Annotated in this window: 8 protein-coding genes; 3 read left to right on the top strand and 5 right to left on the bottom strand. The window is 68.3% G+C overall.

The window, feature by feature from the left end; translation table 11 throughout:
* Nucleotides 1-5 precede the first annotated feature (5 nt).
* The 5 genes from hfq to AC3WRN_RS05540 form a co-directional block, all read right to left on the bottom strand.
* Nucleotides 6-293 (bottom strand): RNA chaperone Hfq, encoded by a 288-nt coding sequence (gene hfq / locus AC3WRN_RS05560; RefSeq protein ID WP_063089731.1) that lies wholly within the window; start codon nt 291-293, stop codon nt 6-8.
* Between the two features lie 134 nt (nt 294-427).
* Nucleotides 428-1396 (bottom strand): tRNA (adenosine(37)-N6)-dimethylallyltransferase MiaA, encoded by a 969-nt coding sequence (gene miaA / locus AC3WRN_RS05555; protein ID WP_492622221.1) that lies wholly within the window; start codon nt 1394-1396, stop codon nt 428-430.
* A 167-nt stretch (nt 1397-1563) separates the two neighbouring features.
* Entirely contained in the window at nt 1564-3726 is a 2163-nt protein-coding gene (locus AC3WRN_RS05550) for a S46 family peptidase (protein WP_492622220.1), read from the bottom strand.
* A gap of 116 nt (nt 3727-3842) precedes the next feature.
* The gene (locus AC3WRN_RS05545) at nt 3843-5996 is read right to left on the bottom strand and encodes a S46 family peptidase (protein ID WP_492622219.1); all 2154 of its coding nucleotides are present in this window, start codon (nt 5994-5996) and stop codon (nt 3843-3845) included.
* Nucleotides 5997-6195: 199 nt separating this feature from the next.
* The gene (locus tag AC3WRN_RS05540; protein WP_492622218.1) at nt 6196-8343 is read right to left on the bottom strand and encodes a hypothetical protein; all 2148 of its coding nucleotides are present in this window, start codon (nt 8341-8343) and stop codon (nt 6196-6198) included.
* A gap of 142 nt (nt 8344-8485) precedes the next feature.
* Here AC3WRN_RS05540 and tdh point away from each other — a divergent pair, with 142 nt between their 5' ends.
* The 3 genes from tdh (at nt 8486) to kbl (ending at nt 14647) form a co-directional block, all read left to right on the top strand.
* On the top strand, nt 8486-9520 hold the full coding sequence (gene tdh / locus AC3WRN_RS05535; protein ID WP_201028717.1) for an L-threonine 3-dehydrogenase: 1035 nt from the start codon (nt 8486-8488) through the stop codon (nt 9518-9520).
* Nucleotides 9521-9724: 204 nt separating this feature from the next.
* Nucleotides 9725-13360 (top strand): DUF748 domain-containing protein, encoded by a 3636-nt coding sequence (locus AC3WRN_RS05530; RefSeq protein WP_492622217.1) that lies wholly within the window; start codon nt 9725-9727, stop codon nt 13358-13360.
* 87 nt (nt 13361-13447) lie between these two features.
* Nucleotides 13448-14647, top strand: a complete 1200-nt coding sequence (gene kbl / locus AC3WRN_RS05525; RefSeq protein ID WP_492622216.1) for a glycine C-acetyltransferase — start codon at nt 13448-13450, stop codon at nt 14645-14647.
* Nucleotides 14648-14718: the final 71 nt, after the last annotated feature.

Raw genomic sequence — 14718 nt, 5'->3', positions numbered from 1 at the left:
GTCTATCAAGCGTCCGCGTCGGTGGAGGCGGACAGCGCGTCGGCGTTATGGTCGTGGCCTTCGTGGCCCTCGTGGCCATTGCCGATACGCACGTTGCGGCTGGGCACCACGGTGGAGATGGCGTGCTTGTAGACCATCTGGCTCACCTGGTTGCGCAACAGCACCACGAACTGGTCGAACGATTCCACCGTCCCCTGCAACTTGATGCCGTTGACCAGATAGATGGCTACCGGCACGCGTTCACGCCGCAATGCATTCAGAAACGGGTCTTGCAACGACTGCCCCTTGGACATTTCTTGTTCTCCCCTTGCCTCGGACAGACCGGAGAAAAAACGCCGATGGCGCCCCGGCCCAACATGTAACGGGATGTTAGCTGCTTTCAAATGATTGATGAAAGGAGATTTTCGCGCCACGCAAGTGCGCGGGGTCACGCTGGCAGGCTTGGCAGGCCCGGTTGGCCCAGAAACAGCTGCACCGCGGTGGCGCCGCAGGCGGCCAGGCCGGGCTGGTCCGGGTCGAACAGCCGGGCGCCGACCTCGCTGCGCAGCCAGGTGATCTGCCGCTTGGCCAGCTGGCGGGTGGCAAAGATGGCGCGGTCGCGGAACCCGGCCGCGTCGGTCTGGCCATCCAGATGCTCCCACGCCTGCCGGTAGCCGACCGCGCGGATCGCGGGCAGGTCGGCGTGCAGGTCGCCGCGCGCGCGCAGCGCGCGCACCTCGTCCAGGAAGCCTTCCGCCAGCATGGCGTCGAAGCGCCGGGCGATACGATCGTGCAAAACCTGCCGGTCGGCCGGCAGCAGCGCCAGCTTCAGCACGCGCCACGGGAAGTGCATTGCCGCGCCGCCGCGTTGCAATTCGGACAGCGGCCGGCCGGTCAGTTCGATCACTTCCAGTGCGCGCTGCAGGCGTTGCACGTCGTTGCAGCCGATCCGGCCAGCGGCGACCGGGTCGAGGCGCGCCAGCCGCGCATGCATGGCCGGCCAGCCGAGTTGCCCTGCCTCGGCGGCCAGTCGTGCGCGGGTCGCCGGGTCGGCCTCCGGCAAATCGGACAGCCCCTGCTGCAACGCGCGAAAGTACAGCCCGGTACCGCCGACCAACAGCGGCACCCTGCCCCGTGCGCTGATGCGCTGCATCACCGGCAGCGCGTCGGCGCGGAAATCCGCCGCCGAATACGGCTGGCCGGGATCGCGGATGTCAACCAACGCGTGCGGATAACGCGCCAGGGTCGCCGGATCCGGCTTCGCCGTGCCGATGTCCATGCCGCGGTAGACCAGCGCCGAGTCGACGCTGACCAGGTCCAGCGGAAACCGCTCGCTCAGCTCGCACGCCAGCGCGGTCTTGCCGGAGGCGGTGGGGCCCATCAGGAAGATGGCGAGGGGACGGGTGTCGAGCGGCATCGGGCCAGTGTAAATGGTGCAACGCCACCGTGTAGGAGCGCACCCTGTGCGCGAATGCTCTTCGTTACCTGACTAAAAGCATTCGCGCACAGGGTGCGCTCCTACGCCCGCATATGCGAAGGCCCGCGTCGCCGGCGCGGGCCTTCGTGGTCGCGCGAACGAGCGGCTTACTTCGCCGGCACGCCCATTTCCCTGAGCAGGTTGTCGGCGTGGTCGAGGTGGTGCATCACCCACAGCATGTAGCGCACGTCGACCTGGATCGAGCGGTTGAGCGCTGGGTTGAACAGCCAGTCGCCGCTCACCGACTCCCAGTTGCCGTCGAACGCCAGGCCGACCAGCTGGCCGTTCGCGTCCATCGCCGGTGAGCCGGAGTTGCCGCCGGTGATGTCCAGGTCGGCCAGGAAGTTGACCGGCAGCGTGCCCAGCTTCGGCGACGCATAGCTGTCGAACGCCTTCGCCTTGATCGCGGCCAGCTCGGCCTTGGGCGAGTTGAACGGCTCCACGCCGGTGTCCTTTTCGACGATGCCCTGCGCCGTGGTGAATGGCGCGTAGCTGACGCCGTCGCGCGGCGCCACGCCCTGCACGTTGCCGAAGGTGACGCGCAGCGAGCTGTTGGCGTCCGGGTAGACCGGCAGGTGCTGCGCATCCTTCCACGCGATCATCGCCTGCATGTAGCGCGGGCGCAGCTTGCTCATCTCGCCGGCGCGGGCATCCTGGGCGTCCTCGAGCTGCTTGAGCTGCGGCTGCACCGCGCGGGCGAGCTTGAGCATGCTGTCGCTGCTGGCGTCGATCGCCTTGCTGTCGGCCTCGAACCATTTCATGCGCGCGTCGACGTTGCCGAGCTGGCTGCCGGCATACAGCGCGGCCACCTTCTGCTTCAGTTGGGCCTCGGTCTTCGCCCCGTCGAGCCACGCGTCCAGCGCAGGCAGGTGCTGCGCCTGCGGCAACGCCACGTAGCGCTGCAAGCCATAGACCATGAATTGCTGGTCGACGCCCGGATCGTAGCGGCGATCCATCTGCTTCAGACCGCCCTCGATGCGCACCCAGTCGCGCTGCTGGTAGCCGGCGTCGCGGTCGAGGTCGGCCTTGGGCCGTTCCTTGGCCAGGTGGGTCAGGCGGACCGCGGTGCTGAACAGCGACGCGCGGCTGACCAGGCCGATGGCCAGGTCGCGCTCGCGATGGGCCTGGTCGGCGGCGATCTGCTGGCGCAGCTGGCCGACATCGGCCGCCAGCGCGGTGTTTTCGGCGCCGCCCTGCTGCTTCAGCCACGCTTCCAACTGCGCTTCCTGGGCACGCTTCACCGCGACCGCGTCGGCGCGATGCAGGCCTTCGAGCTGGCCGCCGAAGTTCTTCAGGTAGTTGTTGAGGCCGGCGACCATGCTGGCGTACTTCACCGCCACCTTGGGATCGGCCTTGCCGGCGGTGTTGATGATGTTGAGCGTGTCCTCGTACACCTTGATCTGGGTCGGGTAGACCCAGTCGATCGAGCTCTGCACCTCGTCGGCGAGGCGGTAGCGGTTGGTGCGGCCCGGGTAGCCGACCACCATCACGTAGTCGCCCTGCTCCACGCCATGCGGGTTCACTTTCAGCACATGCTTCGGCCGGTACGGCACGTTGTCCTTGGAGAAGGCGGCGGACTTGCCGTCCTTCGAGACGTAGGCGCGCAGGTAGCCGAAGTCGCCGGTGTGGCGCGGCCACATCCAGTTGTCGACGTCGCCGCCGAACTTGCCGATGGATTCCGGCGGCGCGTAGACCAGGCGCACGTCCTTGATCTCCAGCTGCTTGATCAGCTGGTAGCTGTAGCCGCCGTGGAAGGTGTAGACGTCGCAGCGGTAGCCTTCCGTCTCGCAGTCCCTCACCTGTTGCTTGATCGCCTGCTCGATCGCCTTGTAGCGCTCGGCGCCGCTCATGCCGTCATTGAGCTTCGCGGTGATCGCCTTGCTGACGTCGCGGATCTCCTCGGTGACGAAGATGCGCGAAGACGGGCCGGCGGAGAGTTCGTCGGCCTTCGTCTTTGCCAGGAAGCCCTTCTCGATCAGGTTGTTCTCCGGCGTGGAGTTCAGCTGCAACGCGCCATAGACGCAGTGGTGGTTGCTCACCACCAGGCCTTCGGGCGAGACGAACGAGGCGGTGCAGCCGCCCAGGCTCACGATCGCGCCCATCGGGTAGGCGGTGAGGTCGGTCAGCGTCTTCGGATCGAGCTTCAGGCCGTGCTGTTGCAGCGTGGCGGCGATGCCCGGCAACTGGGCAGGCTGCCACATGCCTTCGACGGCATGGGCGGACGAGATGAGGCCGACGGATGCGGCAGCGGCAAGCAATAGACGGCGCACGGGGAATCTCCTGATGAAAGCCGGCCCCGGGAGGCCGGCGAAAATGGCGCAATAACTTTCGACTTATGCCCGAGCCGGGCGACCGCGGCATATGCCGCAAGTCATGCCCGCGACATTCAGCGCGCCGGCACGCCCAGCTCCTGCAGCAGCCACGGCGCCGGGTAGACCTTGTCCATCAGCCAGCGCATGTAGCGCATGTCGACGTGGATCGCGCGCTTGTAGCGCGGGTCGAACATCCAGCTGGCGCTGACCGCCTCCCAGTTGCTGTCGAAGTTGAGGCCGACCAGTTCGCCCTTCGCGTTCAGCACCGGCGAGCCGGAGTTGCCACCGGTGGTGTCGAGGTTGCTGAGGAAATTCACCGGCATGACGCCCGACTTCGGGTCCAGGTAGCCGGCGTAATCGGCCCTGGCGATCGCATCGAGCAGCGGCTTCGGTGCATCGAACGGCGCCACGCCGGTGTTCTTCTCGACGATGCCGGCGGTGCTGGTCAGCGGCTCGTAGCCCACCGCGTCGCGCGCCTTCAGCGCCGTGACCTTGCCGTAGCTCACACGGAGGGTGGAGTTCGCATCCGGATAGACCGCGCGGCCCTGCTGCTGGCGGTAGGCGATCAGCGCCTGCATGTAGGCCGGGCGCAGCCGCAGCAGGTCGCCGTCGCGCACCTTGCGTTCGTCGTCGCTGCGCAGCAGGGCGGGCTGCAGCTTGGCAGCCAGTCGCAGCAGGCTGTCGTCGGTCGCGGCCAGCGCCGCCGCGTCGGCATCCATCCAGTGCAGGCGCTGCGCCTCGTTGCCCAGCCTGGTGGCGGCGTAGACGCGATCCAGCGTGGCCGCCAGCTCGGCCGGGGTACGGCCGAACGCGGCATCGAACTCCGCCACGTGCTGCGCCGCGGGCAATTGCTGGTAACGGGTCAGCAGTGCGCCCAGCAGGCGCTTCTCGACGGCCGGATCGTAGCGGCGCTGCACCTGGCGCAAGGTACTGGCGATCAGCTCCTCGTCGCGCTGCTGGTAGCCGTTCTCGCGTTCGGCATCGGGCTTGGCGCGCTCGTGCGCCAGCCGCTGCAGGCGCAGCGCCGAGCGCATCAGCTGGGTCTGCGACTGGATCAGGCCGAGCAGCAGGTCGCGCTCGCGGGTGGCGTTGCCGCCGGCGATCAGCGCCATCGCCGCGTTGATCTGCGGGCGCAGCGCCTTCGCCGTGCCCTGGCCGTCCAGCCAGGCCAGCATCGCTGCCTCGTCCTGCTGCCGCACCGCAACTGCATCGCTGCGCTGCAGGCCGTCCAGCTCGCCGCTGAAGCGTTTGATGCCGTTCTTCAGCGACTGCAGCTGCGAGGCGTAGCGGACCTTCGCCTGTGCGTCCTTCTCGCCGGCGTCCTCGATCACGTCCTGCAGTTGCTTCATCGCCGCCACCGACGCGGGCAGGCGCCATTGCACCTGGTCGGCGAACTCGGCGGCGCTGCGGTGGCGGTAGGTGATGCCGGGATAGCCGGCCAGCATCACGTAGTCGCCGGCGTTGACGCCTTCGCGGGCGATCTGCAGGTGCGCCGGCGGCGTGTACGGCCGGTTGTCCTTCGAGTAATCCGCCGGCTTGCCGTCCGGACCGACGTAGGCGCGCAGCACGGTGAAGTCGCCGCTATGGCGCGGCCACACGAAGTTGTCCACCTCGTCGCCGTAGTTGCCGATCGCGCGCGGCGGCGCGTAGACCAGCCGCACGTCGCGCAGCTCCAGCTGCTTCACCAGGTAGAAGTCGCGACCGTAGAACATGGTGGCGACGCTGCAGCGCATGCCGTCCTCGTGCTCGCACGCGGCGACCAGCGCCTTGCTCGCCGCGTCCACCGCGTCGTAGTAGGCGCGCCCGGTCTTGCCGCGGGCATGGGCCAGCACCTGGTCGGTGACCTGGTCGAAGCCGACGGTGACGCGCAGGCGGAAGTCCGGGTTGGCCGGCAGCTCCTCGCCGCGGTCGGCCGCCACGTAGCCCTGCTCGATCAGGTTGCGCTGCGCGTTGCTGTTGTACTGGATCACCCCGAACGCGACGTGGTGGTTGGTCAGCACCAGGCCCTGGTCGCTGACGAAGGCGCCGGTGGCGCCGCCGACCTTGACCACCGCATTGAGCGGCGCCCTGGTGAGATCGGCCAGGTCGGCCGGGATGCCGCGGAAACCGGCGCTGCGCAGTTGCCTGGCGATATCCGGCAACTGGGAAGGCATCCACATGCCTTCATCGGCCTGTGCCGCCGGGGCCAGCATCATCGCCACCGCCAGGCCCATCGTCTTCAAGCGCATTCGTTTTTCCCCTTTGGGTGATCGCATAAACTTGCGACCTTAGAACGAAGCGACCGGCCCGGCAACGCTGCACTGCACACCGTCGCGGGGATGGCGTCACGCTGTGGATGGCCCACTTGGACCGCGTATCGCACGGACGGGCCCGCCACCGATCATGGCCGGTGCCCTTCGGCCACTGCGGCGCCGGTGTCGGGAAGAATCACCGGCAGGGCTTCTCTCCGGCCGCGCCCGCCGCGATTTCCGGCGGCGGCAGCGCCAGGAATACGGTGCTCCACAGCTGGGCGGCGTTGGATTCGTCCTCGTGCGCGCCCTCGGCGCCGAACGGCTCGATCCGGTAATGCCCGCCGACATACGACCACGACCACAACTCCGAGGTGCGCACCGCATCGGCGGCGCAGATGGCCCGCCACAGGCGCGCTTGCGCCTCGGCCAGATGGGTACGGGTGGTCGCAGGCAGATCGCTGCGGGCGAGCTGGCGTCGCAGGCCGGCCGCCATCACCGCCTGCTGCCAGGCCCAGATCACGGTGCCGTGGTAGGCGTTGTTGCCGAAGCGCGACCATACGTCGCGACCGGCGTAGGCGGGATTGGCGACCAGCATCCCCGCATCGGTCATCAGGCCGGCCGGGAACGGCCGCATCAGATTGCCGACGTCGCGATCCAGCACGGCCGCATCCGGCCGGCCGAACAGCAGGCGAAAACCCTCGTCCGAGTGCAGTACCGGGACCGGGTGGCCCTGGGCGTCCAGCGAAATGGCGGGAAATTCGAGGGCGGAGTCGTCCAGCGCCTTCAGGGCCGGCGCGTCCGGCACACCGATCTGTCTGGCGTAGTCACGCACCTGCTGCGCGGCGCGCTCCCTGGGCAGATGCACCGCGAACAGGGCACTGGCGTGCTGTTCCCAGCCGCCGGCGCCCGATGCAGCCGAGCGCAGGCGTTCGCGCTGCGCCGGCGTGGTGTAATCGTCCAGCAGGCCGGCATCGAGGAATTCGCCGATCGCGCGCAACGCGGCAGGCATCCAGACCGTGTTGACGTCGTAGGGATAACGACCGCGGCCGATGCCCTCGTTGCTGTCGCGCCACTGCCCCACCGGGCTGTTCGGCTTGAGCGCGATCAGGTTCGCGTACACCGGCTTGCGCGCGAAGGCTTCGCTGCTGGCGGCGACGAACAGCAGGTTGCGCGCCAGCGCATCGCCATGGCGTTGCCCGTCGACCTTGCCGGCCAGGAACGCACGGGCGCCAGCGCGGCCGCGTGGGTCTTCCAGCAGCCACGCGGCGGCGACCGGCGGCAGCATGTAGTCGTCGTCGACCATCACATAGTCGTAGATGGGTTTGGCCGACGGCTTGCCCTGTTCCTTGAGGTGCTGCAGCACCGCGAATTCGCCGATGCCTTCCTCATGCGCGACCTGACCGCCGGGCGAGAGCCGCGCCAGCACCGAGGCGATGCCGGCGTCGACCGCGGCCGGCTGCAGCACCGGCATCAGCAGGCGCAGCGACATCAGCGTGTCGCGGCCGAAATAGGTATCGAAGCGCCAGGAGCCGGCGAGGAACTTCTCGCGGTAGCTGAGGAACTGCAACGCCTGGCGGCTGCGCACGTCGGCCCGCGCATGCTCGTTGAGCAGGTTGGTGAACGGCGTCAATGGGGTCTCGCCGGTGCTCGCCTCGATGCGCAGGTGCAGCGGCTCGCCCGCGCGGTTCGGGCGCAGCAGAATGCGGCTGCCATCGCGCTGAAAGCGGCCGTTGTCCGTGCTCAGCGCAATGGCATAGCCCGGCGCGCCGTCCAGCCGATTGCGCCGCCATTGGGCGGAGCGCTCCGACAGCTGCGGCACCGCGGCGGTCTGTGGCGGATAGCCCTGGCCGAGCTGGTAGTCGCGCAGCACGCGGACGCTGCCCAGCACCGCGTCCTTCAGCACCAGCTCATCGGCCGCGACGCTGGCCTCGGCGACGATGCCGTTCCAGGCGTGGCCGTCGACCATGCGGTGTTCCCCCTTCACCTCGCCCAGCGTCCAGCGCACCGGCGCGACGGTCGGCTCGAACCACACGCCCGCGCCGCTGTCGCCGGCCGGGAACGCCACCAGCACGCGCGGCTTGTTGCCGGAGCTGAGCAAGAGGTGGGCGGCGATGTCGCCATCCTGATAGAACGCATTCTCGATGCGCCCTTCGGCGATGCGGAACTGCAGCGGCGCCGACGCGGCCCGATCGGTAGCCAGCGCCGGCGATACCGCCGGCACCGCCAACAGCGCGACGGCCAGCAGCGCCACCCATCGGCGACGCAGCGAGGAAACGACGGCGGGCAACAGCAGCCTCGGATCGGCAGCTGCGGTCGTCGTGAGGCCTGTCGTCTTGAAGCGCATGCGTTTCTCCTGCAGCTGGTCGAAGAAATTTGCAACCTTAGATTGAAGCAGCCGGCGCGGCAACGCTGCACTGCACGAAGGCGGCAGCCTGCCCCGCCTCCTATAATGGCCGTTTCCCCGCCCTCTTCCCACGGAAATTCCCATGCCGCAGACGATGAAAGCCCTGGTCAAGCGCAAGCCCGAGCAGGGCATCTGGATGGAAGACGTGCCGCTGCCCGAGGTCGGCCCGAACGAGGTGCTGATCAAGATCGAGAAGACCGCGATCTGCGGCACCGACCTGCACATCTACAAGTGGGACGAGTGGAGCCAGCGCACGATCAAGCCCGGCCTGACCATCGGCCACGAGTTCGTCGGCCGCATCGTGGAGATCGGCCCGGGCGTGACCGGCTACAAGGTCGGCGACCGCGTCTCGGCCGAGGGCCACATCGTATGCGGCCACTGCCGCAACTGCCGCGCCGGCCGCCAGCACCTGTGCCCGAACACCATCGGCATCGGCGTGAACCGCAACGGCGCGTTCGCCGAGTACATGACCATGCCGGCCTCGAACCTGTGGCCGATCCCCGACCAGATCCCGTCCGAGCTGGCCGCGTTTTTCGACCCCTACGGCAACGCCGCGCACTGCGCGCTGGAGTTCGACCTGATCGGCGAGGACGTGCTGATCACCGGCGCCGGCCCGATCGGCATCATCGCCGCCGGCATCGCCAAGCACGTGGGCGCACGCAACGTGGTGGTCACCGACGTCAACGACTACCGCCTGAAGCTGGCCGCCGAGATGGGCGCCACGCGGGTGGTCAACGTCACCAACCAGTCGCTCCGGGACGTGATGAAGGACCTGCACATGGAAGGCTTCGACGTGGGCCTGGAGATGAGCGGCAACCCGCGCGCGTTCAACGACATGCTCGACTGCATGTACCACGGCGGCAAGATCGCCCTGCTCGGCATCCAGCCCAAGGGCGCCGGCATCGACTGGGACAAGGTGATCTTCAAGGGCCTCACCCTGCAGGGCATCTACGGCCGGCGCATGTACGAGACCTGGTACAAGATGACCCAGATGGTGCTGACCGGGTTCCCGCTGCAGAAGGTGCTCACCCACCAGATCCGCATCGACGACTTCCAGAAGGGCTTCGACCTGATGGACGCGGGCAAGTGCGGCAAGGTGGTCTGCTCCTGGGGCTGAGCGCGGGCGCACCTCGAATTCACGGAGCGGCGATGCCCGTTTCGTGAATGTCGCCGGGCCACCCTAACCGCTGCTGACGCAGGCGTCGGCCGATCCTTCACCCATCCCGGGCTTCTCCGTACACTGCGCCGATCCGGGCGGGATGGCCGACAGCCGGCATGGCGCATTCCGCGCCACTGGGCCGGGTGCCCATGGGGGTTGTCCATGATCGATCGTCATTTTCTCGCCGGGCCACGCTGGGTCGCCGTGCGGGAACGCGCCGAGAGGCTGTACCGCTCGCACCGCCTGCGCCGCAACCTGGTGATCGCCGCGATCGTGCTGCTGGTGTTCGGCCTGCTGGGCTTCTTCGCGGCGCCGCCGATCATCCGCTCGCAATTGCAGACACGGCTCGGTGCGGCACTGGGGCGCACGGTGACGATCGGTGCTGCGCACCTCAACCCGTACACGCTGCGACTGGACCTGGACCAATTGCACATCGCCGACGCCGACGGCCACTCGCCGTTCGTGGACGTGGACCGGCTCACCATCAACGCATCATGGACCTCGCTGTTCCGGCTGGCGCCGGTACTGGACGAGCTGGCCGTGCAACGGCCGCGGATCCGCCTGGTACGTACCGGGCCGCAGCGCTTCAATTTCTCGGACATGGTCGAGCGATTCTCCCGTCCGTCCGACCCGAACGCGAAGCCGGCGCGCTTCGCGCTCGCCAACATCAGCGTGCACGGCGGCGACATCGCGTTCGACGACCAGGTGCTGAAAACCAGCCACCGCGTCGACCGGATCGAGGTGGGAGTTCCGTTCCTGGCGAACCTGCCGGCCGATACCGACCTGTTCGTGCAGCCGCTGCTGGCGATGCGCGTGGACGGCAGCCCGTTGCGCATCGAGGGCCAGACCAAGCCGTTCGCGAACAGCCGCGAATCGGTGATGACGTTCCAGATCGACCACCTGGACCTGCCGAAGTACCTCGCCTACGCGCCGACGCCGCTGCCGGTCGCGGTGCCCCGCGGCCAGCTGTCCGGCAAGCTGGAACTGCATTTCGTGGTGGCCCAGGGCGGCAACCAGTTGCGCCTGGGCGGCGGCCTGGCCCTGGACGATTTCGCGCTGAACAATCCCGACGGCGTGGCGTTACTGGAACTGGGGCACGGCACCGCCGAACTGGTCGACGTGCAGCCGCTGCAGTCGCGCTACCACCTGGGCACGATCTCGCTGGACAAGGCCACCCTGCACTACCACCGCACCGCCGGCGGCCACAGCAACTTCGATTCGCTTGCCGCACCCGCCCCACCCGGGCCGGCCGGCCGGCCCACCGAGGTAAGGATCGACACGCTGAGCCTGAGCGCCAGCCGTTTCGACTACGCCGACCTCGGCTCCAGCGGCGATGCGCCCGGCACGCTGCAACTGGAGAACCTGCACGGCACGCTGCGCGGGCTGTCTACCGTGGCGGCGCCGGCAGCCGCGCTCGACATCGCCGGCCAGCTCAACGGCGGCGGCGTCGCCGGCAACGGCGGCCTCGATCTCGCCGCCGCGCGCTTCAACGGCAAGCTCAAGCTGCAGGGCGTGCAGATGGCGCAACTGCAGCCGCTGGCGCTGCCGCAGCTGAAGGCGACCGTCGCCGGCGGCACGCTGGATGCCGATGGCCAGTTGCGGGCCGAATGGGGCAAGGCAGTGAACCTGCACCTGGAACCGGCCGCCCTCGCGGTGAACGGTCTGGCCCTGAAACGGCGCGACGGCCAGGCCACGCCGCTGGCCTGGAAATCGCTGCAGCTGAAGATCGCCACCCTCGATCTCCTCAGCCGCGAGGCCCGCCTCGACAGCGTGCTCGTCGACGGGTTGAAGCTGGACCTGCAGCGCCAGCGCAACGGCACGATCGACCTGGCCGCGCTGATGGGCGCGCCGCCGGCGCCGGCGAAAGGCGGCACGGCCGCAGCGGCACCGGCGTGGCGCTGGAGCGTGGCGAACCTGCAACTGCAGGACAGCGACGTGACGTTCAAGGATCTCGCCGCCGACCGGCCGATGCCGCTGATGGTGCATGCCGACCACTACAGCATCGACGAGCTGTCCGACGACCTGCGCAAGCCCCTGAAGCTGGCGCTGACCGGCAAGCTGGGCAAGGGCAACTACGGCGTCGAAGGCAGCGTGAAACCGCAGCCGCTGGAAGCCGACCTGCACCTGAAGGCCACCGGCGTGGACATCGCGCCGCTGCAGTCGCTGATCAGCGTGCCGCTGAACGTACACATCGCCAGCGCCCTGCTCAGCCTGGACGGGCGCGTGCGCTACAGCGACCGGGGCAAGGCTCCGGCCTGGGTGGACTACCGCGGCCAGGCCACGTTCGGCCGGGTCCGCATCCAGGACAAGCTGACCGGCGACGATTTCCTGCGCTGGCACTCGCTGACCGCCTCGGGCATGGCCATCCGGCTGGGCCAGGGCGCGCCGCGCGCCGACATCGGCGGCATCGCGCTGAGCGACTTCTACACCCGCGTGATCATCAACGCGAACGGTCGCCTGAACCTGCAGGACGTCGTCGCGAATCCCGCGGCGGCCCCGGTATCGGTGACCCGCGAACAGGGAGCCGCGGCAACCCCGGCCAAGCCCCGGCCGGCCCCCGCGACGACGACCGCGCCGGCCGCCGCGGTGGCCGCGGCACCGAACGCGGGCCCGGCCGCGGAAATCCACATCGGCCAGATCACCCTCGCCCGCGGCGAACTGAACTACACCGACAACTTCATCAAGCCGAACTACACCGCGAACGTCACCGGCCTCACCGGCAAGATCGGCGCCTTCGGCACCACCGGCGGCACGCCGCCGGCGGAGCTGGTACTGCAGGGCAAGCTCGACGAAAACTCCCCGGTGGACATCAACGGCACCATCAACCCGCTGACGCCGGTGGCCTTCCTCGACATCAAGGCGAAGGCCGACGGCGTCGAACTCTCGCACCTGTCGCCTTACTCGGGCAAATACGCGGGCTACCCGATCACCAGCGGCAAGCTCAACGTCGACGTGCACTACCAGCTCGACCAGCGCAAGCTGGCCGCGAACAACCATATCTTCATCACCCAGCTGACCTTCGGCGACCGCATCGAAGGCACCGGCGCGAGCCACCTGCCGGTGAAGCTCGCGGTGGCACTGCTGAAGGACACCGACGGCAACATCGACCTGAACATCCCGGTGTCCGGTTCGCTGGACGATCCGCAGTTCAGCATGGGCAGCTTGGTCTGGCATGCGTTCGTGAACCTGATCACCCGCGCCGTGACTTCGCCGTTCCGCCTGCTGGCGTCGATCGGCGGCGGCAACAAGCCCGACCTGGGCTACGTGGAATTCGCGCCGGGCTCGGCCGTGCTCGATGCCGGAGCCAGGTCGCGGCTGGAGCAACTGGTGGCATTCCTGCAGTCCAAGCCATCGCTGGCTCTGGACATCTCGGGCCGCATCGACCCCAGTGTCGACGAGAACGGCCTGCGCAAGGTGATGGTCGACGACCTGGTGCGCCAGGCCAAGGCCGACGACGACGGCAAGCACGAGGATCCGGCCACGCTCCAGCTCACCCCCGACGAATACCAGCATTACCTGGTGCGGGTGTACAAGCGAGCCAAGTTCCCGAAGCCGAAGAACATCATCGGCCTGACCAAGTCGCAGCCGCCGGAGGAAATGCACCAGTTGCTGGAAACCAACATGGCGGTCGATGCCGAGGCCATGAAAAAGCTGGCCGAACGCCGTGCGCTGGCCGTGCGGGCGTGGCTGAAGGGCAAGCTGGACGACAAGCGGATGACGCTGCAGGCACCAAAGCTCGACGCCAAGGGCATCGAGGACAAGGGCAAAACGACGCGCGTGGATTTCGGCTTGCACTGACGCAGCGACGGGAGCGGGGCCGGCCGCTCGTCCCCTGCCCGCGGCAGGCCGCTACAATGGGTTTTTCCCGAGGCCCGGAACCCTGCCATGACCTACTCCGCCAAGGCGCGCTACGCCAGCGAACTGGACTCCATCCGCGAACAGGGACTGTTCAAGGCCGAGCGCATCATCACTTCGCCGCAGTCCGCCGAGATCGAGCTGGAAGGCGGCCGCAAGGTGCTGAATTTCTGCGCCAACAACTACCTGGGGTTGGCCGATCACCCCGAAGTGATCCAGGCCGCCAAGGACGCGCTGGACACGCACGGCTTCGGCATGGCCAGCGTGCGCTTCATCTGCGGCACGCAGGACCTGCACAAGCAGCTGGAAGCGAAGATCGCGGCGTTCTTCGGCACCGAAGACACCATCCTCTACGCCGCCTGCTTCGACGCCAACGGCGGCCTGTTCGAGCCACTGCTGGGCGAGGAGGATGCGGTGATCTCCGACGCGCTGAACCACGCCTCGATCATCGATGGCATCCGCCTGTGCAAGGCCAGGCGCTTCCGCTATGCCAACAGCGACATGGCCGACCTGGAGGCCCAGCTCAAGGCGGCCGACGCGGCCGGCGCGCGCACCAAGCTGATCACCAGCGACGGCGCGTTCTCGATGGACGGCTTCATCGCCAAACTCGACCAGATCACCGCACTGGCCGCAAAGTACAACGCCATGGTGCACATCGACGAGTGCCACTGCACCGGCTTCCTCGGCGACACCGGCCGCGGCTCGGCCGAGGTCAACGGCGTGATGGACAAGATCGACATCTTCACCGGCACCCTGGGCAAGGCACTCGGCGGTGCGCTGGGCGGTTTCACCACCGGCCGCAAGGAAGTGATCGAGCTGCTGCGCCAGCGCTCGCGCCCGTACCTGTTCTCCAACTCGCTGCCGCCGCACGTGGTCGCCGCCGCGATCAAGGTGTTCGACATGCTGGCCAGCGCCGGCGACCTGCGCGACAGGCTCAAGGAAAACACGCGCCATTTCCGCGAAGGCATGACGCGGGCCGGCTTCGACATCAAGCCGGGCGTGCACCCGATCGTGCCGGTGATGATCTACGACGCCCCGAAGGCGCAGGCCATGGCCACCGCCCTGCTGCAGGAAGGCATCTACGTCACCGGCTTCTTCTACCCCGTGGTGCCGCAGGGCCAGGCGCGCATCCGCACGCAGATGAGCGCGGCGCACACCCGCGAGCATCTCGACCGGGCCATCGACGCGTTCACCAGGGTAGGCCGGAAGCTGGGCGTGATAGGCAATTGACAGCACGCCACGTCTTGTAGGGCGGGCACTGCCCGCCGGCTTTTGACGGCCAGAGCGGCGGGTGGTGCCCG

The organism is Rhodanobacter sp. FW101-FHT13A11, from assembly GCF_058790335.1.
This window is presented reverse-complemented; position numbering and strand designations above follow the sequence as displayed.

Bases quoted from the DNA above. Each gene is read 5' to 3' on its own strand.
- hfq (WP_063089731.1), bottom strand. From the start codon at position 293: ATGTCCAAGGGGCAGTCGTTGCAAGACCCGTTTCTGAATGCATTGCGG.
- miaA (WP_492622221.1), bottom strand. From the start codon at position 1,396: ATGCCGCTCGACACCCGTCCCCTCGCCATCTTCCTGATGGGCCCCACC.
- AC3WRN_RS05545 (WP_492622219.1), bottom strand. From the start codon at position 5,996: ATGCGCTTGAAGACGATGGGCCTGGCGGTGGCGATGATGCTGGCCCCG.
- AC3WRN_RS05540 (WP_492622218.1), bottom strand. From the start codon at position 8,343: ATGCGCTTCAAGACGACAGGCCTCACGACGACCGCAGCTGCCGATCCG.
- tdh (WP_201028717.1), top strand. From the start codon at position 8,486: ATGCCGCAGACGATGAAAGCCCTGGTCAAGCGCAAGCCCGAGCAGGGC.
- AC3WRN_RS05530 (WP_492622217.1), top strand. From the start codon at position 9,725: ATGATCGATCGTCATTTTCTCGCCGGGCCACGCTGGGTCGCCGTGCGG.
- kbl (WP_492622216.1), top strand. From the start codon at position 13,448: ATGACCTACTCCGCCAAGGCGCGCTACGCCAGCGAACTGGACTCCATC.